At 65.8% G+C, this 21,821-nt stretch carries 25 protein-coding genes; 13 read left to right on the top strand and 12 right to left on the bottom strand.

The annotated features are described in order from the left end of the window. The first annotated feature begins 21 nt into the window (after positions 1 to 21). Together H516_RS21845 and H516_RS21840 are read left to right on the top strand one after the other, a co-directional pair. Positions 22 to 330, top strand: coding sequence for a hypothetical protein (locus H516_RS21845; protein WP_084620701.1), 309 nt, complete (start codon positions 22 to 24; stop codon positions 328 to 330). Between the two features lie 215 nt (positions 331 to 545). Beyond that, on the top strand, positions 546 to 1,025 hold the full coding sequence (locus H516_RS21840; protein WP_022890244.1) for a GNAT family N-acetyltransferase: 480 nt from the start codon (positions 546 to 548) through the stop codon (positions 1,023 to 1,025). A gap of 27 nt (positions 1,026 to 1,052) precedes the next feature. On the opposite strand, the gene H516_RS0113500 is transcribed toward H516_RS21840, so the two are convergent. Further along, on the bottom strand, positions 1,053 to 1,445 hold the full coding sequence (locus H516_RS0113500; RefSeq protein WP_022890243.1) for a MerR family transcriptional regulator: 393 nt from the start codon (positions 1,443 to 1,445) through the stop codon (positions 1,053 to 1,055). Positions 1,446 to 1,606: 161 nt separating this feature from the next. Here H516_RS0113500 and H516_RS0113495 point away from each other — a divergent pair, with 161 nt between their 5' ends. Further along, positions 1,607 to 3,127 carry a SulP family inorganic anion transporter gene (locus tag H516_RS0113495; protein WP_026378776.1) on the top strand — a complete coding sequence of 507 codons (1,521 nt, stop codon included), beginning with the start codon at positions 1,607 to 1,609 and terminating at the stop codon, positions 3,125 to 3,127. A 176-nt stretch (positions 3,128 to 3,303) separates the two neighbouring features. On the opposite strand, the gene H516_RS0113490 is transcribed toward H516_RS0113495, so the two are convergent. Further along, positions 3,304 to 4,440 (bottom strand): MFS transporter, encoded by a 1,137-nt coding sequence (locus H516_RS0113490; RefSeq protein WP_022890241.1) that lies wholly within the window; start codon positions 4,438 to 4,440, stop codon positions 3,304 to 3,306. 47 nt (positions 4,441 to 4,487) lie between these two features. Further along, positions 4,488 to 4,850 (bottom strand): ArsR/SmtB family transcription factor, encoded by a 363-nt coding sequence (locus tag H516_RS0113485; protein ID WP_026378774.1) that lies wholly within the window; start codon positions 4,848 to 4,850, stop codon positions 4,488 to 4,490. An 89-nt stretch (positions 4,851 to 4,939) separates the two neighbouring features. Between H516_RS0113485 and H516_RS20130 the strand changes: the two genes are divergently transcribed. The 9 genes from H516_RS20130 to H516_RS0113440 all read left to right on the top strand — a co-directional run bounded on the left by H516_RS20130 (position 4,940) and on the right by H516_RS0113440 (position 12,540). Beyond that, positions 4,940 to 6,295, top strand: a complete 1,356-nt coding sequence (locus H516_RS20130; RefSeq protein ID WP_022890239.1) for an NAD(P)-binding domain-containing protein — start codon at positions 4,940 to 4,942, stop codon at positions 6,293 to 6,295. A 220-nt stretch (positions 6,296 to 6,515) separates the two neighbouring features. After that, on the top strand, positions 6,516 to 7,340 hold the full coding sequence (locus H516_RS0113475; RefSeq protein ID WP_051138832.1) for a TSUP family transporter: 825 nt from the start codon (positions 6,516 to 6,518) through the stop codon (positions 7,338 to 7,340). A gap of 72 nt (positions 7,341 to 7,412) precedes the next feature. Then, positions 7,413 to 8,300 carry a metalloregulator ArsR/SmtB family transcription factor gene (locus H516_RS0113470; RefSeq protein ID WP_245561819.1) on the top strand — a complete coding sequence of 296 codons (888 nt, stop codon included), beginning with the start codon at positions 7,413 to 7,415 and terminating at the stop codon, positions 8,298 to 8,300. Between the two features lie 14 nt (positions 8,301 to 8,314). Next, positions 8,315 to 9,073, top strand: a complete 759-nt coding sequence (locus H516_RS0113465) for an aquaporin (RefSeq protein ID WP_026378771.1) — start codon at positions 8,315 to 8,317, stop codon at positions 9,071 to 9,073. Between the two features lie 24 nt (positions 9,074 to 9,097). After that, a complete protein-coding gene (locus H516_RS0113460) occupies positions 9,098 to 9,508 on the top strand; it encodes an arsenate reductase ArsC (protein ID WP_033197179.1) in 411 nt (136 codons plus the stop codon). A 2-nt stretch (positions 9,509 to 9,510) separates the two neighbouring features. Then, on the top strand, positions 9,511 to 10,179 hold the full coding sequence (locus tag H516_RS20125; protein ID WP_022890236.1) for an arsenate reductase ArsC: 669 nt from the start codon (positions 9,511 to 9,513) through the stop codon (positions 10,177 to 10,179). Beyond that, positions 10,172 to 11,158, top strand: coding sequence for a thioredoxin-disulfide reductase (gene trxB / locus H516_RS0113450; protein WP_022890235.1), 987 nt, complete (start codon positions 10,172 to 10,174; stop codon positions 11,156 to 11,158). Before H516_RS20125 ends, trxB begins: the two co-directional genes overlap by 8 nt. Before the next feature lie 83 nt (positions 11,159 to 11,241). Continuing rightward, positions 11,242 to 11,568 (top strand): ArsR/SmtB family transcription factor, encoded by a 327-nt coding sequence (locus H516_RS0113445; RefSeq protein WP_022890234.1) that lies wholly within the window; start codon positions 11,242 to 11,244, stop codon positions 11,566 to 11,568. A 3-nt stretch (positions 11,569 to 11,571) separates the two neighbouring features. Beyond that, positions 11,572 to 12,540, top strand: coding sequence for an arsenate reductase/protein-tyrosine-phosphatase family protein (locus H516_RS0113440; RefSeq protein ID WP_084620700.1), 969 nt, complete (start codon positions 11,572 to 11,574; stop codon positions 12,538 to 12,540). Between the two features lie 3 nt (positions 12,541 to 12,543). Here H516_RS0113440 and H516_RS21410 read toward each other — a convergent pair whose 3' ends face one another. From H516_RS21410 to H516_RS0113395, 9 genes are all read right to left on the bottom strand, one after another. Next, positions 12,544 to 13,320 carry a winged helix-turn-helix transcriptional regulator gene (locus tag H516_RS21410; RefSeq protein WP_022890232.1) on the bottom strand — a complete coding sequence of 259 codons (777 nt, stop codon included), beginning with the start codon at positions 13,318 to 13,320 and terminating at the stop codon, positions 12,544 to 12,546. Further along, positions 13,317 to 14,087: a phosphate ABC transporter ATP-binding protein PstB gene (gene pstB / locus H516_RS0113430; RefSeq protein ID WP_211217098.1), complete on the bottom strand. Its 771-nt coding sequence runs from the start codon at positions 14,085 to 14,087 to the stop codon at positions 13,317 to 13,319. Before pstB ends, H516_RS21410 begins: the two co-directional genes overlap by 4 nt. 89 nt (positions 14,088 to 14,176) lie before the next feature. Then, entirely contained in the window at positions 14,177 to 14,998 is an 822-nt protein-coding gene (gene pstA, locus H516_RS0113425; protein WP_245561817.1) for a phosphate ABC transporter permease PstA, read from the bottom strand. A gap of 92 nt (positions 14,999 to 15,090) precedes the next feature. Further along, complete coding sequence (gene pstC / locus H516_RS0113420) at positions 15,091 to 16,077, bottom strand: phosphate ABC transporter permease subunit PstC (RefSeq protein WP_022890229.1); 987 nt, start codon at positions 16,075 to 16,077, stop codon at positions 15,091 to 15,093. An 8-nt stretch (positions 16,078 to 16,085) separates the two neighbouring features. Further along, the gene (locus tag H516_RS0113415; protein ID WP_022890228.1) at positions 16,086 to 17,054 is read right to left on the bottom strand and encodes a PstS family phosphate ABC transporter substrate-binding protein; all 969 of its coding nucleotides are present in this window, start codon (positions 17,052 to 17,054) and stop codon (positions 16,086 to 16,088) included. A gap of 176 nt (positions 17,055 to 17,230) precedes the next feature. After that, positions 17,231 to 18,283: an alpha/beta hydrolase family protein gene (locus H516_RS20115; protein WP_245561815.1), complete on the bottom strand. Its 1,053-nt coding sequence runs from the start codon at positions 18,281 to 18,283 to the stop codon at positions 17,231 to 17,233. Positions 18,284 to 18,393: 110 nt separating this feature from the next. Then, positions 18,394 to 19,428 (bottom strand): DUF6545 domain-containing protein, encoded by a 1,035-nt coding sequence (locus H516_RS0113405; RefSeq protein WP_022890226.1) that lies wholly within the window; start codon positions 19,426 to 19,428, stop codon positions 18,394 to 18,396. Beyond that, positions 19,425 to 19,889, bottom strand: coding sequence for a hypothetical protein (locus H516_RS0113400; RefSeq protein WP_022890225.1), 465 nt, complete (start codon positions 19,887 to 19,889; stop codon positions 19,425 to 19,427). The genes H516_RS0113405 and H516_RS0113400 overlap by 4 nt, the downstream gene beginning before the upstream one ends. Before the next feature lie 63 nt (positions 19,890 to 19,952). Continuing rightward, positions 19,953 to 20,375: a hypothetical protein gene (locus H516_RS0113395; RefSeq protein ID WP_026378764.1), complete on the bottom strand. Its 423-nt coding sequence runs from the start codon at positions 20,373 to 20,375 to the stop codon at positions 19,953 to 19,955. Between the two features lie 382 nt (positions 20,376 to 20,757). On the opposite strand from H516_RS0113395, the gene H516_RS0113390 reads away from it, so the two are divergent. Beyond that, positions 20,758 to 21,819 (top strand): ArdC-like ssDNA-binding domain-containing protein, encoded by a 1,062-nt coding sequence (locus H516_RS0113390; RefSeq protein WP_026378763.1) that lies wholly within the window; start codon positions 20,758 to 20,760, stop codon positions 21,817 to 21,819. The last annotated feature ends 2 nt before the right edge of the window (positions 21,820 to 21,821 follow it).

Below are 21,821 nucleotides of genomic sequence, written 5' to 3'. Positions count from 1 at the left end.
CCGGAGTGGGAGAATAGCCGTATGAGAGCAGAAGTGCTGCACATCGAAGAATGCCCGAGTTGGGAAGACGCCGGCCGGGGTCTTCGGTCAGCGTTGGACGCCACGGGCCACCGAGACGTGGCCATCACGTTCACGCTCATTGCTTCTGCAGCTGACGCAACCCGCCTCCCGTTCGCCGGCTCGCCAACGATCCTCATCGACGGGCAAGACCTGTTTCCGTCGGACGGACGGACAACTGATCTCGCGTGCCGGGTCTACCTGACGCCGAAGGGGCTGGCCGGCCGGCCTACGCAAGAACAGGTTGAAATTGCCCTGATCGCTCATGGCTGATCCCGTCCCAATTCGGTGCGCATGCTGCGGCAGAGCACTCCCTCGGCGTCGTCTTCACGCATTGGCTGACGGCAACGCGTACATCTGTCGGCGATGCGGACTCTGGGTCGCCCTCCGCCTCCGAAACGACGTCAGACGGTCATAAACGACCGGTTATGAACGCGAGTTTTGCCGTACCGGTTCGCTCTCTGCACCACTCGAAGGAGAATGCTTGAGTGGCAAACGTTGTCTTTCGTGACTTCGCAGTTGAAGACTTCCCGGCGTGGATCGAAACCCAGCATCGCGGGTACATAGAGGAACGCATTCAAGCCGGGGATGATCGAGCCACCGCGGAACGAATCTCTGCTGAGTCGTACGCAGGATTCTTCCCGGATCAACGACCTGCCCCTGGGCACGATGTCTTTCACGTCGAGATCGAGAATCGAATCGTCGGCATGATCTGGCTCGGGCCGCATCCTCGCGGACTCGCCGGGGTCTGGTGGGTCTGGGATCTCGAGATCGACTCTGCCGAGCAAGGTCACGGGTATGGCCGCGCCGCAATGCTCGCCGCCGAGGAGTATGTCGCGAGCCGAGGGGGGCACGCGCTGGCGTTGAATGTGTTCGGTTTCAATGCGCCGGCCCGCGGCCTGTATGAATCACTCGGGTACGAAACGACCTCGGTCCAGATGCACAAGTCGATTCCATCGACGACGTAGGTCAGCGGTCGGTCGAATTGGCCGGTGCTATTCCAGGCGGGAGAGGCGGTCGACGAACTCGTCTGCCATCGCCAGCTGCTCTCGGAGCTTTTCCCGCCGCGCCCGCGCGTCTTCGAGGTATCGCCGGAACCCATCGTCGGCATCGCGCTCGACGTCGGGGTCTGACGCCGCAGCTCGCGTGTCGATGATGCGCAGGAGTTCGACCATCTCTTCGAGCGCGAACCCGAGCGGCTTCATTCGGCGGATCAGCAACAGTCGCTCGAGATCTGGCTCTGTATAGAGCCGGAACCCACCCTCTGTGCGACCGGACGGCTTGAGCAATCCGATCTCGTCGTAGTGCCGGATGGTTCTGAGTGAGAGGCCGGTACGGTCGGCAAGCTCACCGATGTGCATGGTGGTGCTCGACGTGGTCACGGTCATTCCCTCAATTCCAACCCTACCCTCACGTTAGGGTAGAGTCCATCAGGTGATCGTCGGTACTTCATACCGACTGCGGCCGTTCTGGCCGCTGCGCAACGTGGCGCTCCACATTCGACTTTATCCATGGCTTGCTGAGAGCCCCCGCCCTTCTGGAGACCACTATGGCTATCCTGCAGCGCCCTGACGCGCCCAACCGTTACAAGCCCGAACCCTCAGTCCTGACCGCGTTGCGCAGCCCGCGAATTCTCACCCGCGAAGTCCTCGCAGGCCTGGTCGTCGCGCTTGCGCTTATCCCTGAAGCGATCTCCTTCTCGATCCTGGCCGGCGTCGACCCCCGTGTGGGCCTGTTCTCCTCCTTCGTGATGGCGGTCTCGATCGCGTTCCTCGGCGGCCGACCAGCAATGATCACCGCGGCGACTGGGGCGATCGCCCTCGTCATCGCCCCCGTGGCGCGTGACTACGGGATGGACTACTTCATCGCCACGGTCATTCTCGCCGGCATCTTCCAGCTGCTGATGGGTGTGCTCGGCGTCGCGAAGCTGATGCGATTCATCCCGCGCAGCGTCATGGTCGGCTTCGTCAACGCGCTCGCAATCCTCATCTTCACCGCGCAGCTGCCCCACCTGATCGGCGTGCCCTGGCTGGTCTACCCGCTCGTCGCTGCCGGCATCCTCATCATGGTGCTCATGCCGAAACTCACGAAGGTGATCCCGGCACCGCTCGTCGCCATCGTGCTCATCACGGTCGCCGTCGTCGTGACCGGGCTGAACGTGCCCACGGTCGGCGACCAGGGCGAGCTGCCCGAGAGCCTGCCCGAACTCTTCATCCCGAACGTTCCGCTCACGTGGGACACGTTCGCGATCATCGCCCCGTACGCACTCGCGATGGCGCTCGTCGGCCTGCTCGAATCGCTGATGACCGCCAAGCTCGTCGACGACGTCACCGACACCCACTCCCACAAGACCCGCGAAACGCTCGGCCAGGGCGCCGCGAACGTGCTCTCCGGCCTGTTCGGCGGCATGGGCGGCTGCGCCATGATCGGCCAGACCATGATCAACGTGAAGGCCTCGGGCGCACGCACCCGTATCTCCACCTTCCTCGCCGGCGTCTTCCTGCTGATCCTGGTTGTCGGGCTCGGCGACATCGTCGCGATCATCCCCATGGCCGCGCTCGTGGCCGTGATGATCATGGTCTCGGTCGCCACCTTCGACTGGCACTCCATCCGCTGGTCCACCCTGAAGCGCATGCCGAAGAGCGAGACGCTCGTGATGGTCGCGACCGTCGCCGTCGTCGTGGCCACCCACAACCTCGCGATCGGCGTCATCGTCGGCGTCATCGTCGCGATGATCGCGTTCGCCCGCCGCGTCGCCCACTTCGCCGCCGTGGAACGCAAGGTCGAATTGGAAGAGCCCGTGCCAACGGCGTACTACACGGTGATCGGCGAACTCTTCTTCGCCTCGTCCAACGACCTCACCACCCAGTTCGAGTACGCCGACGACCCCGACCGCGTCGTGATCGACATGTCCGGGTCCCACATCTGGGACGCCTCTACAGTCGCCGCGCTCGACGCGATCACGAACAAGTACGAACACCATGGCAAGCGAGCCGTGATCGTGGGCATGAACGAAGCCAGCGCGAGCATGCACGGCCGTCTCGCCGGAAACCTCGGATCCGACCACTAACGCACGACTCATTGGCTTCCGTCGCAGGTCGACGGAGGAGCAGGACGTCACTCCACAGGGAAGTCCACCCCCTCGTGACGTCTGAGATGACCGCCGGCCCGAGATCCGGCGGTCATCTCCGCTACCAAGCCTGATGTGCCCGAATCGACCGGTTTGAGCACTAGTCACGAATGGTTTCAGGAGAATCGTGCGGTGATCACCGCGATCACTGCGACGCCGGCCATGAGCAGGGCCATCGCGGAGTACCCACCGACGGCCACGGCGATGACCGGGCCGAGGGCCGGTCCGAGCGCGGAGATCGCGGTGATCGGTGCGGCGAACACGCCGTTGATGCTGCCGTAGTTGCGGGTGCCCCAGCGGTCGGCGACCGCGGACCCTTGCACAAGGGTCTGCGCACCGCGAACGGCGCCGGCGATGATGCCGATGCCGATGAGGAGCCATGGCGGCCCGGGCACCAGGCCCATCAGCGCCAGGAGCACGACGGCGAGACTCGAAGTGATGGCAAGCAGGATCCAGGGGGCGGTCCGGTGCGGGACGGCGACGTACAGCAGTCGGCCGATGACCTGACCTGCCCCGAGAAGGCCGAGCGCCCAGGCGGCGAGCTCGTACGTCATGCCCTTCTCCATGTAGAGCGGGATGATGGCGAGGGTGACGCTGAACAATGCGGCCGCGAGGGTGACCATCGATACCTCGAGCATCCAGAACCGGCGCGTCCGGATCACGGCACCGACGTGATGCACCGCTTCTCCGGCGTGGGCTGGTGAGAGCGGAGCCCAAGCACGCTCGAGGAAGAACCAGTGCAACGGCACCGTGAGGACGAGCAATGCACCCGCGAGGATGAGGAACGTCGCGCGCCAGTCGAATGCGGTGAGGAGGCCGGCGACGACGGGAGCGAACACGGTCGAGGCGAGGCCGCCGGCCAGGGTCAGGATCGTCATCGCGCTGCGCCGCGAGTCGCCGTGGCGGCGGGCGATGACGGTGAACGCCGCCTGGTAGAGCACGGCCGACTGCGCGAGTCCGCACACCACCCAGCCGAGCGTGAAGACGACCAGATCGGATGCCGCGCTGACGACGACCAGGCCCAGGCTGCCGACGATCGCCCCGAGCGTCATGACGAGGCGCGGGCCGCGATCGTCGAGCCATCTTCCGACGACGATGCCGGCCGCGGCGGAGACGATCAGCCCGCCCGAGAAGCACAGCGTGACCGTCGCAACGCTCCAGCCGGTTTCGTCTGCGATCGCCGGCGCTGCGACGATCAGGGCGTAGTACAGGATTCCCCAGCTGATGACCTGGCCGATGGAGAGTGCGGCCAAGCGCACTCCGAGCGGACGATTCGACACGGCCGGCCGGGTGCTGGTGGTCAGCGGGAGGCGGTGACGTCGAGCAACTGCGACAGCTGGCCGAGCGCCCCGGGCACGAGCTTGTAGTACGCCCACGTGCCTCGTTTGCTGCGGGTGAGGAAGCCTGCCTCCATGAGGATCTTCAGATGATGCGACACGGTCGGCTGGCTGAGGCCCACCGGTTCGATGAGATCGCACACGCATGCCTCGCCGCCTTCGGACGCGGCGACGATCGAGACCAGACGAAGTCGGGTCGGGTCGGCCAGGGCCTTCAGCTTCTTCGCGAGGTCGTCCGCACGCTCCGCATCGATGGTCTCGCTGGTCAGCGGCGTGCAGCACGCTACCGCCTCCGGCTGGATCACGGGCAACAGCGTGGTGGACATGTCGACCATCCTATCCGAATATTGACAAACGTCGATGGAGTGTCCACACTCAATATCGAAGTTCATCGATGCCTAGGAGGCGCACCACCATGACGCTGATCGATCTCACCGTCCCGAGCCTGCAGCAGCGCAGCCTCGACACCCTGCCCGTCGCGATCATCGGTGCCGGGCCGGTCGGGCTCGCCGCGGCCGCGAACCTCGTCGAGCGCGGCATCGACTTCGTCGTGTACGAAGCGGGCGACGAGATCGCATCGAGCATCCGTCAATGGGGGCACACCCGCCTCTTCTCGCCGTGGAAGCATGTGGTCGACCCGGCTTCACGCCGACTGCTCGAGGCCACCGGGTGGGAACTGCCGGCCCCCGAGAGCCTCCCGACGGGCGCCGAGCTCGTCGAGCGGTACCTCGAGCCGCTCGCCGCACTCGACGTGATCGCCTACCGGATCCGCACCGGTGTCCGGGTCGCGGCCGTCACCAGGCAGGGCATGGACCGCACCCGCACCGCCCGCCGCGCCGCTACCCCGTTCCTGCTTCGTGCGCACACTGCTGACGGCGTCGAGGAGTTCACCGCACGCGCCGTGATCGACACGTCCGGCACGTACGCCCACCCGAACAGCCTCGGCTCCTCCGGCCTGGAACCCCTCGGCCTCACCGAGGTCGCCGACCGCGTCAGCCACGCCCTGCCCGACGTGCTCGGCCGCGAACGAGCACGCTTCGCCGGTCGGCACACCACGGTGGTCGGCGCCGGGCACTCGGCAGCGAACACCCTGCTCGCACTCGCCCAGCTTGCCGAGCAGGAGCCCGAGACGCGCATCACCTGGCTGATCCGCAACGCCAGCGCGGTCCGGGTCACGACATCCGACGACGACGGGCTCGCCGCCCGTGCGTCGATCGGTCGCCGCGTCGACGCGCTCGTGGCTGCCGGCCGCATCACCGTCGTCGACCGGTTGGAGATCGTCCGGCTCGGCCGCACCGATGAAGGGGTTCGCGTCTACGGCGCCCGCCGCGGTGAACTGGTCGAGCACGACACCGATCTCGTGGTCAGTGCCACCGGTTTCCGGCCGGACCTCGACATGCTCCGCGAGGTCCGCCTCGAGTTGGACGACATCGTCGAGGCGCCCAAGCGCCTCGCGCCGCTGATCGACCCGAACGTGCACACCTGCGGGACGGTCGAACCGCACGGATTCGCCGAGCTCACCCACCCCGAGCCCGGATTCTTCCTGGCCGGGATGAAGAGCTACGGCCGCGCCCCGACGTTCCTGCTCGCGACCGGGTACGAGCAGGTCCGCTCGATCACCGCCTGGCTCGCCGGTGACGTCGCGGCGGCACGCAACGTCGAACTCGTGCTGCCCGAGACCGGTGTGTGTTCCACCAGCCTCGCGCCCGACGGCTCCTCGTGCTCGACGGATGACGCAGCGGGTCAGTCGCAGAGCAGCTGCTGCAGTTAGAGCGCGGCGCGGCCTCTGCGATGGGATGTCGCCGAGGCCGCGCGCCACCTTCGCCGCCTGCTGAACGTTGCGACCACATCATTCGACCAAATCCCGTGGCGCGGTGCGTCTAATATTCGTGTGTGTTCTTCGAGGCGTGCGCCTGTTCGATACCGCGCGCGAAGGTTGGGTGAGCGGGTGCCGGTGCGGGTGTTGTTTCGGTGGTATTAGGTTGGCGAGCATGCGTCGAGTGGAGCGAGCCGTTGATTTGACGGAGCCGACTCGGCATCGGTCGTTGCCGCTCGCGTTCGCCGTTGGCGGCGTGGTCGGTGTGCTCGGCGGAATGATCGGCCTCGGCGGCGCGGAGTTTCGCCTGCCGCTCCTGATCAGTCTGTTCAGTTTCGCGGCGCTTGCGGCGATCATCATGAACAAAGCCCTGAGTCTGATCGTCGTCATGACGGCGTTGCCTGCTCGGTTGCTTGCCGTGCCTTTGGATGAAGTTACACCGTTCTGGTTCGTGGTCGTGAACCTTCTCATCGGCAGCCTGGCTGGAGCCTGGGTCGGTGCGCACTGGGCCACCCGGCTCGCATCCAAGACCCTGTACCACGTGCTCGCGGCGTTGCTTCTCGGGATCGCAGTGCTCCTCGTCGTCACGCATGTGTTCACTCTCGATCCCGTGGCTCTACCCCCGGCGATGCAGTGGACCGTCGGCATACTTGCGGGATTCGTGATCGGCGTAGTCGCAGCCGTCATGGGTGTCGCGGGCGGTGAGCTGCTGATCCCAACCATCGTTGTGCTCTACGGGGTCGACATCAAGATCGCCGGTACGCTGTCGCTTATCGTGTCGCTCCCGACGATGCTGGTCGCGTTCGCCCGGTACAGCAGGGACAACAGTTTCCGCGTGCTCAGCGAGAACAAGGCATTCCTCGTTTCGATGGCCGCCGGATCGATCGCTGGCGCAATTCTCGGAGGATTGCTTCTGGGCGTGGTACCCAATCTGGTCATCGTCCCGCTGCTGGTGATTCTCCTCCTTCTCTCGTCCTGGAAGGTGTGGAACCACAGGTAGTCGAAGCCCCAGTCGACCGAATCGGGAGGCACGCCCAGCGCCACGCGTGCTCCAGCATATAGACTTCCGTCTATGAGTGATGTTGCGGAGGCCGCGCGGGAGCTTCGGCTCATGTCCGACCCGACGCGCGCCCACATCCTCCGGAGCATCCTCGGCTCGCCTGACGGACGCGTGCTCGTCGGCCGTCTTGCCGAGGAACTCGGCCTGCGGCAACCGACCGTGAGCCATCACGTGAAAGCGCTCCTCGACGAAGGCCTGCTGCAACGCGAGCCCGATGGGCGCCGGACCTGGTACTCGCTGGCACCCGCCCACGCAGACCGGATCGCCGAAACGCTCGGCAGGCCCGAAGGTGAGATCGAGGTCGATCCGATCCTCGACCGGGTCGTGCAGGATCTCAGCGAGCGATTCCGAGGCGTGTTCAGCACGGAAACGGTTGAGCGGTACGTCCGCGAGAGCTACGAGCTCCTTGCAGCCCGACCGACCTCCGGTCAGCGGGTTCCCTCGCTCGCCTCGCAGTTCGCAGCGGATCGTCTCGAGGCGCTCGCCCGCCATGAGGCCGCGCCGAGCGATTCGGTGCCGGAGGTGCTGTTCGTCTGCGTGCAGAACGCCGGCCGGTCCCAGATGGCCTCGGCGATCCTGCGGCACCTCGCGGGCGACCGGATACACGTGCGGACCGCAGGCTCAGACCCTGTCGGCGAGGTGCGAACCTCCGTCCTCACCGCGCTCGACGAGATCGGCGTGCCGCTCGCCGGTGAGTATCCCAAGCCGTTGACCGACGAAGTCGTCCGCGCGGCCGACGTCGTCATCACGATGGGCTGCGGCGACGCATGCCCGATCTATCCGGGCCGCCGTTACCTCGACTGGGATCTGCCCGACCCGGTGGGCAAGCCGCTCGCCGAGGTGCGCGAGATCCGAGATGACATCGAGCGCCGCATCCGCGAGCTACTCACCACCCTCTGAGATCGACAGGACCGATGAGCGCCAACGAGTCACCCACGCCCAGCCCTGCCCCGCTCGCCCGCCGCCTCGTCGCCGAATTCATCGGCACCGGCCTGCTCGTCGCGATCGTCGTCGGATCCGGGATCGCCGCATCCGCGCTCTCCCCGGAGGACATCGGCCTGCAGCTGCTCGAGAACAGCCTGGCCACCACCCTCGGCCTGGCGGTGCTCATCGCCGTGCTCGCACCCCTGTCGGGTGCACATTTCAACCCGGTCGTTTCGATGGCTGATTGGTGGATGTCGCGGCGTTCGAGTGAGCCCGGATTCGCCGCCCGGGATATCGCGCCGTATGCCGTCGCGCAGGTGCTCGGCGCGATCGTCGGTGCATTGCTGGCGAACGCGATGTTCGACATCCCTGCCGCGATCTCTGCGACCGAGCGGGCGACGCCGGCGACGTTCCTCGCCGAGATCGTGGCGACCGCGGGTCTGGTGTTGATCATCTTCTCGCTCGTGCGCAGCGGCAATGCACGGATGATTCCTGCAGCGGTTGGCGCGTACATCGGAGCCGCGTACTGGTTCACCAGTTCCACCTCGTTCGCCAACCCTGCCGTGACGATCGGCCGCATCTTCACCGACACATTCGCAGGCATCGCACCAGCCTCAGCCCTACCCTTCCTCGCCGCGCAGCTACTCGGTGGAGTCCTCGGTGTGCTCCTCGTGAGCTACCTCTACCCAATGATCGTCACTGCTCCCGACGTCGCCATCACGAAAGCCGCCACCGAAGTAGCCAAATGATAGACAGACGTCTATCATTTGAGTATGAGCACTGAGAAGCCTTCCGTCCTGTTCGTTTGCGTCCACAACGCCGGCCGTTCCCAAATGGCCGCCGGCTACCTTCGCGCCCTCGGCGGCGACAACGTCGAAGTTCGTTCGGCAGGGTCCGAGCCGAAGGACCAGATCAACCCGGTCGCCATCGAGGCGATGGCCGAAGAGGGCATCGACATCACCGGCAACACGCCGAAGATCCTCACCGTCGACGCCGTCAAGGAATCCGACGTCGTGATCACCATGGGCTGCGGCGATGCCTGCCCCATCTTCCCCGGCAAGCGCTATGAAGACTGGGAGCTCGAAGACCCGGCCGGCAAGGACATCGAGACGGTGCGACGAGTGCGCAACGACATCCGCGGCCGCGTCGAGGCGCTCATCGCCGAGATCGTCCCGGCCGCATAACCATGACCGGCCTCGACACCGCCGGACGACGGGGCCTACCCGGTCTCAGCTACCCCGAGCGCTACCTGCACGATCTCTCCCTCGAGCTGACCGAGCGGTACGAGGGGACATTCAACGCCGAGACGGTGGAACGATACGTGCTCGAGTCGTACACGGCCCTCCTCCGAACTGCCACCGTCAGGGCGCACCTCACCAATCGCGTCAAGCGCTTCGCTGCAGACCGGTTGACCGCACTCGCCCAGGCAAAGGGAGCGATCGCGCACGAGGTGCCCGAAGTGCTCTTCGTCTGCGAGCAGAACGCCGGACGATCGCAGATGGCGGCCGTACTCACCCACAGCATCGCCGGCGACCAGGTACACGTGCGATCAGCAGGCTCGATGCCTGCTGCAGAGCTGAACCCCGCGGTGGTCGTTGCCCTCGAAGAGCTCGGGCTCGACGTGAGCCGGGAGTTCCCGAAGCCCCTGACGGACGACGTCGTACAGGCAGCCGACGTCGTCGTCACGATGGGCTGCGGCGACGCCTGCCCGATCTACCCCGGCAAGCGGTACCTGGACTGGCACCTCGACGACCCAGAGCGTCTCACGCTCGACGAGGTCCGCCGAGTCCGCGACGAGATCCGCACCCACATCGAACAACTGCTGCAGACACTGGAGAGCGAATCCAATGAGTGACCAGACCATCGAGAACGTCGTCGTCATCGGCTCCGGACCCTCCGGCTACACGGCCGCGGTCTACCTCGCACGTGCAGGTCTCGCCCCCGTCGTGCTCGCGAGCTCCGTCGAGGCGGGCGGCGCCCTGGTCACCACAACGGAGGTCGAGAACTACCCCGGCTTCTCCACGGGCATCATGGGCCCCGAACTCATGGATCAGATGCGCGAACAGGCCGAGCGCTTCGGCGCCCGAATCGTCTACGACGACGCCACCGAGGTCGAGCTCACCGGCGATGTCAAGACGATCCGCACCATCAACGGGGTCGAGTACCGGGCGCACGCCGTCGTGCTCGCCATGGGCTCCGCCTACCGCAAGCTCGGTGTCGAGGGTGAGGAGCGGCTGACCGGTCGCGGCGTCTCGTGGTGCGCCACGTGCGACGGCTTCTTCTTCAAGGGCAAGGACATCGCAGTCGTCGGTGGCGGCGACTCGGCGCTCGAAGAAGCGATGTTCCTCACCCGCTTCGCCGACTCCGTCACGCTGGTGCACCGCCGCGATTCGCTGCGCGCGTCGCGCATCATGCAGGAGCGCGCACTGTCGAACCCGAAGATCCGGCCCTACTGGAATGCCGAAGTCATCGCCGCCGAAGGTGACGACGGGCTCGAGCGCCTCCGCCTCCGCGACACGACGACCGGTGAGGATGCCGCGCTCGACGCGACCGGCCTCTTCATCGCGATCGGCCACGACCCGCGCAGCGAGCTCGTCGCCGGCCAGGTCGAACTCGACGACGACGGCTACGTGCGCGTGCAGCATCCGTCGACCCGAACGAATCTCGAGGGCGTCTTCGCCTGCGGCGACCTCGTCGACAAGCGCTACCGCCAGGCGATCACCGCAGCGGGCACCGGGTGCGCGGCAGCCCTCGACGCCGAACACTACCTCGCGGCGAACGGCCTCGCCGATCCGGTCGAGGAGCAGGCGGCAATCATTCTCGAGACCTCTTAGCCCATGGGTGGGATCATGGGGTCGATCTCGCCGCCGGCGCAATCGTCCGATGCTCGAAACGGCGCTCCGATAGAATCGGACGCATGGCTGCCAGTCCGCTCCGGGAACCGGAAGGTGAGCCGTCTGCCGCGGCGCTGGACCGTGAAACGGCCGAGTCGCTCGCCCGCACCCTTCGCGCGATCGCCGATCCGACACGCTTGCAGCTTCTCAGCCTCATCCGTCGAAGCCCGAACGCCGAAGCGACTGGCGGCGAACTCGCGGACCGCCTTCGACTCACTCAGCCGACAGTCAGCCACCACCTGCGAATCATGGTCGACGACGGACTCCTTGTTCGTGACCAGCGGGGCAAGCACGCCTGGTTCTCGGTCGCCGCAGAGCGTGCAGCGGAGATCGACGACCTGCTTCGGTGAGACATGAGCGGGCCAGGCTCGCCCTCACCACTGGATCCGGCATCAGCTGAGAGCCGTGCCAAGCAGATCACGGTCCTTGCTGACCCGGTTCGACTCCGGTTGTTGAGCATCCTCGCAACCGACCCAGACCGATCGTGGAACGTAGATGACCTCGGTGCTGAACTCGAGATCGACGTGTCATCCGTGCACGAGCACCTGATCGTTCTGGAAGCGGCCGGATTGCTCGTGCCTCGGCCCGGGGCGACCTCGCCCCAGCTGATCCCGTCCGCGGAAGCATGGGTGCGGTTCGGTCGCCTCCTCGTGGGCAAGCCTGCATACGTACAGGTGAACCATGATGGAGGCGAGGTCGTCAGCACCGATGCGCTTCCGTCGCCGATCCAACGCATCGCAGATCGGCTTGCATACCGGTTCAGTGCGCACTTCTCGCGTGAGACCGTCGACCGGTATGTCGCTGAGAGTTACCAGCTTCTCCTGACTCGGGCGAAGACGACGCGGCACCTTCCGTCGTTGACGAGCCGATTCGCGAGCGACCGGCTGGGTGCGCTTGCGGCGGCGCAGGGATTCGACCTGACCGGTGTCCCTGAAGTGCTGTTCGTCTGCGTGCAGAACTCCGGCCGTTCCCAGATGGCGGCAGGACTGCTCCGCACCATCGCCGGCCAACGCGTCCACGTCCGGACCGCGGGCTCCCAGCCGGCCGACACCATCGACCCAGTCGTGGTGGAGGTGCTCGGGGAGATCGGCGTCCCGACGGTCGCAGAATTCCCCAAACCGCTGACAGACGAGGTCGTTCAGGCCGCCGATGTCGTGATCACCATGGGTTGCGGCGACGCGTGCCCGGTGTACCCGGGCCGGCGGTACATGGACTGGAAGATCCGCGACCCGCTCGGTCATCCGATCGAGGAGGTGCGACGCATCCGCGACGAGATCAGGGCGCACGTCCAAGAGCTGATGACGAGCCTCGACCTGCGCTGAGGCTCAGTCTGCGGAGATCCGGTAGCCGACGCCGCGGACCGTCTCGAGGATGTGACCTGACTCGGGCGAGGCGATCTCGAGCTTCTTCCGCACTCGGGTGACCAGAACACGGGTGGCGGGGACGCTGCCCTCGTCGTAGGTTGCCAGCGCACGGGTGAGTTCCTCGACGCTGACCACTCGCGGTGTAGCGAGCATCAGGTGTTGAACGAGCAGAAACTCGCGAGCGGTGAGTGGCACGGTGTGGCCGTCGATGGTGAGCTTGAACGCTTGGGGGTCCAGCAGCAGCGTGCCGATACCAAGTGGGCGCGTCGTCGCGTCCGATCGGATGCCGCAGGCCCGGACGGCGGCGATGAGTTGGTCGGGCCGGCATGGCAAGGCAAGAATCGATCGGGCACCTCGGGCGATGGCCTGGTAGGCGAGGTCTGCGGCGCCCGCGTGGCCGGCGACCCCGACGATTACGGGCACATCGCTCCATGCGGCCATTGCTTCGATGAAGCTGATGAAGTCGACGTTGACCATGTCGGTGGGAGCGACAATCGCGGCGGGCTCCTCGACCGGGACTGCCAGCAACGCACCGATGGCATCGCTGTAACCGTGGATTTCGAACCCGTGGGTTTCGAAGGATTCGGCCGGATGCCCGGGCGCAGACCGGGACTCGATGAACAACACGCGCGCCGGCCATCGCGGCGCGCCGATCGCGATCCGTGACGCGCCGGGATGCGCGTAGGCGAGGTCGCTCGGGGAGGAAGCGGTGCCGTGCCCGGCGCTGATGGTGTTCATCCGAAGCGTCCGGAGATGTAGTCCTCGGTGCGCTGGTCCTTCGGATCTTCGAAGATCTGCGTCGTCGTGCCGTATTCGACCAGTACCCCGGTGCGCGCACCGGTTCCCTCTGACACTTGTGCGGTGAAGAACGCGGTGCGGTCGGCAACGCGTGCGGCCTGCTGCATGTTGTGCGTGACGATCACGATTGTGTACTGCTTCCGCAGTTCCTGCATGAGATCCTCGATGCGCATCGTCGCAATCGGGTCGAGCGACGCGCACGGCTCGTCCATCAGGATCACGTCGGGCCGGACTGAGATTGCGCGGGCGATGCAGAGGCGCTGCTGCTGGCCGCCCGAGAGGCCGATGGCCGACTGCTTGAGCTTGTCCTTCACCTCGTCCCAGAGCGCCGCCCTGGTGAGAGACTCCTCGACGAGGTCGTCCATCGAGTCGACCTTCATACCGGTGACGCGGGGTCCATACGCGATGTTGTCGTAGATCGATTTCGGGAACGGGTTGGGCTTCTGGAAGACCATCCCGATGCGGCGGCGAACTTCGATCGGGTCGACGCCCTTGCCGTAGATGTTCTCGCCGTGGAACAGGATCTCACCGTCGACGCGTGCGCCGTCGATCAGGTCGTTCATCCGGTTGAGCGAACGCAGCAGGGTCGACTTGCCGCAGCCCGACGGCCCGATGAGTGCGGTGATCTCGTTGAGACCGAAGGCGAGGTTCACCTCGGTCACGGCACGGAAGTCGCCGTAGTAGACGTCGACGTTCTCGACCCGCATGATCGGCCGGGCGATGTGGTCGGTGACCTGGCCGGTGTGCATGGGGCGCAGGTGCATGGGTGCGTCATCGTGTGCGCTGGCCATTGGGTTTACCACCGTTTCTGGTATCGGTTTCGGATGAAGATGGCGAGCCCGTTCATGAGGAGCAGGAGGCCGAGGAGGAGGATGCTCGCGGCGGCGGCGAGCTCGTGGAATCCTTCCTGAGGTCGTCCGGTCCAGTTGAAGATCTGGATCGGAAGGGTCGTGAAGCCGCTGAGGAGCCCGTTGGGGTCGAAGCTGACGAACACGAGCGCGCCGAGGAGCAGAAGCGGTGCAGCTTCACCGAGTGCGCGGGAGAGCGCCAGGATCGATCCGGTCGCGATGCCGGGCACGGATGCCGGGAGCACCTGACGCCACGTCGTCTGCCACTTGGTGGCTCCGAGGGCGAGGGAGCCGTCACGGATCTCGGATGGCACCGCGCGAATCGCTTCGCGGGTGGCGATGATGATCACCGGCAAGATGAGCAGGCTCAGCGCGAGCGCGCCGCCGATGACGATGTTTTTGTCGCGCACGCCGATGAGTGTGAGAAACGCGAGCGCGAGCAGGCCGTAGACGATCGAGGGCACTGCGGCGAGGTTCTGGACATTCAGCTCGATGACCCGATTGAACCAGTGCTTCTTGTCGGCGAACTCCTCGAGATGCACGGCGGCGGCCACACCGATCGGGATGGTGAGGACCGCCGTGACGCCGATCACCCAGATCGATCCGAGGATCGCCGGGCGTGCACCCGCCCGATCGGGGGACGATGCCGGGTACTCGGTGAAGAGTTGGAGACCGAAGCGGCTTCCCCCCTCGAGCACGATGTTCACGATGAGGGTGAGGAGGAAGACGACCGCGACGAGCAGGCTCAGCCAGAGAACGATGAGGAACATCATCGGTCCGAGCCGCCGCTCGCGAGGTCGCTCGCCGGTGGAGAGCGGGAGCGTGGGTGCCGTGGCGACTGAGTCTTTCAGGGATCTCATGATCAATAGGCCTGTCGGAATCGGCGGACGAGACGGATGCTGATGAAGTTCACGATCAACGTGATCGCGAACAGGAGAAGCCCGACCGCGTAGAGGGTGTCGTATTCGAGCGAGCCGACGCGGGAATCGCCCAGCGCGGCATTCGCGATGAAGCCGGTCATGGTCTGGCCCTGCTCGAGCGGCCCTCCGACGATGCGAGCTTGGTTGCCGGCGGCGATCGCGACGATCATCGTCTCGCCGACGGCGCGGGAGATGCCGAGGACGACTGCGGCCATGACGCCGGACAGCGCTGCGGGGAACACCACGCGGAGGCTGGTCTGCATGCGGTTCGCACCGAGCGCGAACGAGCCCTGTCGAAGAGACATTGGAACCGCGGACATCGCGTCCTCGGAGATCGAGGCCACGGTCGGGATGATCATGATCCCCATCACGAGACCGGCGGCGAGCACGCTGAAGGCTCCGGTGTCGAGTTGCAGCCAGTCCCGGAACACGGTCGCCTGGATGAACTGAAGTGCGAAGAGCCCGTAGACGACGGTCGGCACGCCCGCGAGCAGCTCGAGAATCGGTTTCAGCGTCTTTCGCACACCCGGCCGCGCGTATTCGGAGAGCAGGATGGCGGCGCCGAGTCCGAGTGGCACCGAGACGATCAAGGCGATGGCCGTCGTCCACAGGGTCGCGGTGACGAGCGGGATGACTCCGAAGGAGGCGTCCGCGAATCTCGGCGCCCACCGGTCACCGAACAGGAAGTCAAAGACCGGGACCTCACGGAAGAATCCGATCGCGGGCACGAGCAGAGCGATGATGATGCCGATCGTGGTCAGGATCGCGACGGTCGCCGCGAGTCTGAGGCCGAGCTTGATGACAGCTTCACCGGGGCGCGCTCGTCCGGCGAACAATGACCGCTGCGGGTGGCCCGACGGAGTCGTCGGGCCACCCGTGCTGGCGGTCGTCGTGGCCTCGGTCACCGAGGCCGTTGTGTTGGCCAGCATCAGTGTCGTCAGCCGAGGGTCGCGAGCTCGTCCTGAGCCGTGGCCTTCTGCTCCTCGGTCAGACCGATGAAGAGCGCCGCCTCGGCGACCTCTGCCTCGGACTCGACGTAGAAGTCGACGAACGACTTGACCTGCGGCTTGTCAGCGTACGAGGCGTTGTTCACGTAGATGAACAGCGGGCGGCCGAGCGGCGAGTAGGTGCCGTCCTGCACGGTCTCTGCGGTCGGTGCGACGCAGCCTGCGCCACCATCGACCTCGACGGCCTTCATGGAGTCGGGGTTCTCCTCGACGTAGGAGAGGCCGAGGAAGCCGATCGCGCCCTCGTCGCCGGAGACGCCCTGCACCGTGATGTTATCGTCCTCGGAGGGGCTGTAGTCCGTCCGGATCGCGCCCTCTTCGCCGTTGATCGCGTCGGTGAAGTAATCGAACGTGCCCGAGTCGGTGCCGGCGCCGAAGAGGGCGAGCGGCAGGTCGGGGAACGACGGGTCGACCTGGTTCCAGTTCGTGACCGTGCCCTCGGCATCGGGGCCCCAGATGGTGTTGAGCTGTTCGACCGTGAGGCACTGCGCGAAGTCGTTCTCGGGGTTCACGACCACCGAGAGGCCGTCGTTCGCGATGACGATCTCGGTGTACTCGATGCCCGCCTCTTCGCAGAGGGCGATCTCCTCGTCCTTGATCGGACGCGACGCGTTAGAGATGTCGGTCTCGTCAGCGCAGAACTTGGCGAAGCCGCCGCCGGTGCCGGAGGTGGCGACGGTGACGTTCACGTCGGGAGCTTCATCGCGGAAGAAGTCCGCGGCGGCTTCGGTGAGGGGGGCGACGGTCGACGAGCCGTCGGCGACGACTGAGCCGCTGGCGCCGGCGCCTTCGGTGGAACCGCCGCCTGCGGCGGGCTGCCCGCCGCATGCGGTGAGAACGAGGGCAGCGGCCACGATGGTGGCGCTGAGCCCTGCGAGCTTGAGAGAACGGTAAGACACGGTGATCCTTCCGGGAGAGGATTTCGCCTCATGGATGAAATGTGATGCCGGTCACCCGGCACAACACATAGAAGATCGTCTAAATGAACGCGAGGTGAACTGTGTCTTTCTGCCTTGCGACGAGCGTGCGACAACATTCGTGAACTCGTCGCAAGTTGGGTCGACGCCGAGTCAGATCACGGTGTGCCAGACTCGGCCCGATGCTGAGGCAGATCAGCGTCCGACCACTCATCCAACGCCGAAGTCACGGATTCCCGCCAATACTCGGGGTCGGCGTTCCAGGTCATGGTGTGGTCCGCATCAAACGGCTCGAGGTGAACGAGGTCCGGTTGGAGATCTCGGAGACGAGTCGCGACCTCGATCGGCGACGAAGCATCGGCGGATCCGTGGAGGATAAGCGTCGGGGCAGTTAGGTCGTCGGTTCGCGTGATCCAGTCGAAACGGCGCAGACCGACAGGTGCAGCGAGCCCTGCGATGCGCGACAATTGCCGATGGTCGAGCCACGGGACGGCGAGTGCGCCAGTCCACGCTGGGAGACCCGACCGTCTGCAGTTCGCCTTGATCGTAGAGACCCAGTCGAGCACCGGCGATTCAAGCACGAGCCCAGCCACGATGCCGCGAAGCGCGTGCTTCGCGGCCAGTTGGAGCGCTATGGCCGCACCCATCGACCATCCGAAAAGGATGACGCGGCTCGCGCCATGCGCGAGCGCGTAGTCGATGGCGGCCCGCACGTCGTCGACTTCGGTGGCGCCGAGTGTCGACCTCCCAGAACTCAGTGTCGGGCCTTCGCCGTCGTTCCGGTAGGTCACCACGAGCGACGTGAGTCCGGCCTCGGCTGCGACCTGCACGCCACGGAGTGTTCCGGTACGAGTGCTCCCGAGACCGTGAATGTGGATCGCCCACGTGGTCGACCTTGCCTCCCAAGGTTGGACTAGCCAGGCGGGCGTCAGGCCGGCATCCGTCGGGATATCCACGTCGATTGCTTCGAGGCCCGCGTCTTCCGGGCTCGAGAAGTAGATTCCACTCCACGATGTGCGAGCGCCGGGGCGCAGGTCATCACCAAACTCCCCGACGACCTCGCGGCCGACGAGGGCCGGACCGCGATCCCGAACCCCGCTCGCCAGCCGAACCCAGCCCCCGTTCTCGAGCAGGAGGCAATAAGGCCCGGGCGCTGCCGTTTGCGGCGTGCGGTCGAGCAGCACGATCGGCCGCTCCCCCGAGGCATCCAACCCACGAATGGTGAGGTCGTACCGCCGGCCGCCCACTGGGGCTGTAAGGCGCCGTGCGATGACCAGACCGAGACCACCAAGCGCGACGCCGACTGACGCCACGGCCCCGACTACTGCCCACACGGCTCTAATCGCTTCTGCTGCTCCCACCCGACGCGCGAGCGCGCCCCCGTTGCAGTATCGCCTCGATCAGCTCCGAGTAGATGCAGCTCCGCCAGCTCGACGACCTTCCGCTCGTCACTACTCACCTCGAACGACACCCTCGTGTCGATCATCGCGTCGCGGATCTCGACGACCTGGCGGTGCAAGAGCGTTTCGACGTCGTCAGCGTGGAACGGGGCATCCTCGCTCTGGCTGATGCCGGGCCGCACCGCGACGGCTCGAGCCCAGACTGGTTCGAGCTGCCGCGCCAGCGCACGTGTGGTCCGTGCGCGTGACCGCGCCTGCAGGGTTCGCGCGATCGGCTGCCCGGCGAACCCGAGGCAGAGGAAGAGGAACGTGAGCAGGTACAGCGGCCCGTATACAACCGAGACAGCGACCATGAGTTCGAGGTTCCCTGCCAGATGCGCGACATCCATCGTGATGACGACGACGGTGAGCGCGATGCCGAAGACGCTTCCGATGACCAGAGAGGCCGGCGGCAGGAGCTGGACGCCCCGGCTGATTCGTAGCTGCCGAGACGCGAGTACAGCCATCGCGGCGAGCACGATCGCGTAGTAGAGGAAATGGATTATCGAGTAGGCAGCGGCGGCCGCTTGGTCGCCGAGCTCGAGCATGAAGTTGGTGGTAGTCGAGCCTCGGTCGCTGAGGAAGAACGCGGCGATCGCGCAGACCAGGGTGATCACGAGCGCGGGTATCCCGAGCGCGAGCTGAACGGAACGGGATCGGTGATCGGTGGCCTTCATGACGCTACGCCCTAGGAAGAACACGCCGACCGTCAGGGCGAGATCGGCGACAAGCGTCACGAGGTTGACGCCGCCGACGATGCCGTCGAGAGCCACGTAGATCGAGTCAATGTTCAGGGTCATCGCGATCGCGATGAGAAGCGCGGCGTAGGTGATCGTGCGCTCGCCGCGGCCCCGGCGCAGGATCCTCAGACATGCGAGCAGCAGCCACATCAGCGCGGAGACGAGGACTGGAATCACCCGAAGATCTCCAAGAACCGCGATTCGTGCATCGCTGATCCGCGAATCGCGGCCGCCAACTGGTCCGCCAATGACTCCGCCAGTATCTCGTCGGCGGTGTCCAGGTTCTGTCGCCGGAGCAGGCGCCTGCGTGTCTCGAGCGGGATGTCCGGGAGGAGGAAGTCGGGCTCTGCGGGATCGTCGTCCTCGCCGTGATCGAAGATCATGTGCGCGAGCTCGTGCAGCACGAATTGCTGTCGATGCAGCACTGACTCGCTGTGTGCGTGGAGGACCAGGTCCTCGGTATCGGTCTTGAGCCAGATCGCACAGAGCCCGTCGTGGTCACCGAGTTCGGAGAGTTCGACGATGCGCAAGCGTCGACCGCGCCGGGTCTGTACCGCGCCGACCAGCGCGTCGAACGTGAACGCGTTCCCCAGGGCGAGTCCACTGAAGGCCGCTGACAGGGCGGCCTCGCTGTTCACGGGTCGTCACCTCCGTCGAGACTTGTAGGGATTCCGGCGCCATCGGAGCAGTCGCGCCAGCGGTTACGTTCTGATGATCTCCTCATCGAGGAACTTGCTGATCGCCTCGAGCGCGTTCGGCGAGATGTCGCCGAGTGTGCGGGCTGCGTACGACTTCACGCGAGCGGCGCGCATCGAGCGAACGAGATCGAGCTGTGCGCTCACCCGCTCCGGAGCACGCGCACCGTCAACGCCCAGAAGGAATTCAGTGTCAACGTCGAAGAACGCGGCGAGCCCTTCGAACAGCGCGCGATCCTGCACGTACCGGTGACCGTTCACCATGTAGGTCCAGCGGGAGCGCGACAGGTTCGTCCCACGCTTTTCGAGATATGCGGCGATCTGCGAATACGTGGGCTCCGACCCCGATTCAGCAATAGCGACATCGAGGAGGAGCCTGAGGCGCTTCGCAAGATCCTCTGCAGCTGCTTTGCTCTCGACTTCGTTCATGTCTCGCATCCACCATCACCCTCGGGATAGGTCTGGTCTCGATGATTCGCGTCGGTTCGGCACCCGATGCATTAGGCATGCTCAATCTACTCGGAGGCCACACAAGACACAACCATTGCGCATGCCCAACGTGCGTGTTGGTCATGCTCAACGCAACCATTGCGCATGCTCAAATCGAGTGCTAGACCAGTCTTAGGAACGGAATTGAGCACGCCCGACGCAGTCGCTGGGGCGCGTTCATTCGCCCGACGCGGGTGCCCATCGGGCTGCATGAAGCCCGCGCCCGATGCGCCATCGCGTCGGCCGGCAACGGGGCGTCGCCGGGCGCACCTCTGTGTCAGCCGCGCCGCCGCGCGGTGAACGCTCGAGGAAGGTGATCCACGTGCCATCGAAGCCGCAATCACAGGCCGAACGCGAGGCGAAGGTCGCCGAGTTGCACGAGCAGCTTGTCGCATCCGTCGACGCCCTCGTCTCCGGCGACGAGTGGAAGCGAGCGCTCGAGTTCGCGGCACGGTTCCGTGCTCGGTCGTTCAACAACACGCTCCTGATCTGGGTACAGCACGCCGCTGCGTTCGAGCGGGGAACCGTCAGCGCGCCGACGCCGACCTACGTCGCGGGCTTCAAACAGTGGCAGTTGCTCGGCCATCGAGTGCTGGCAGGTCAGCGGGGCTATGCGATTCTCGCGCCGCTGACGGCGCGCTTCGCCACGGCGCAATTGGCGGATCCGAGCGCGTGGCGACGGCTCGGCCGGGCCGAGCGCCCCCGTGCGGGTGAAGTCGTGCAATCACGCATGATCGGTGTTCGGCCGGCCTACGTGTGGGACGTCTCACAGACAGATGGCCCGCCACTCCTTGATCCCCCAGCACCGAAACTGCTGAGCGGAGCTGCACCTGCCGGCCTCTGGGATGGGCTCGCCGACCTCGTCCGCCGCGAGCGCTACAGCGTGTGGACCGTCTTCTCGGCAGCGGCGATTGGAGGGGCGAACGGTCGCACCGACTTCACCGACCAGCGGGTGTCGATCCGTTCCGACATGGATCCCGCTGCGCGGGTGAAGACGCTGGCCCATGAACTCGCGCATATCCTCATGCACGATCCGGAGGTTGCAGTGACCCATCGAGGCATCGGCGAGGTCGAGGCGGAGTCAGTCGCGCTGATGATCGGCGCGGCGCATGGGATGGACACGAGCGACTACACGATCCCGTACGTCGCAGGCTGGGCGACCTCGGTAGCCAGCAAGACCCCGGCTGAAGTCGTTCAAGCCTCTGGCGAGCGAGTCCGCCGAACTTCGGTCTCGATCCTCGATCAGTTGATGACTGAGCAGCTTGGCGCGGGTGATCCCCCAGGGCTTGAGCAGGCGCAGGCGAGTCAGCGGTCTGTTGGGAGTGCCGGCACGACCAGACCGCCGAATCGACCCGCGCAACGAGTGGGATCGCAGGGGCTCTGAGG

This window comes from Agromyces italicus DSM 16388 (assembly GCF_000421545.1).
GTDB classification, from domain to species: Bacteria; Actinomycetota; Actinomycetes; order Actinomycetales; family Microbacteriaceae; genus Agromyces; species Agromyces italicus.
The sequence above is the reverse complement of the archived record's forward strand: the minus strand, read 5'-3'. Positions and strand labels throughout refer to the sequence as shown.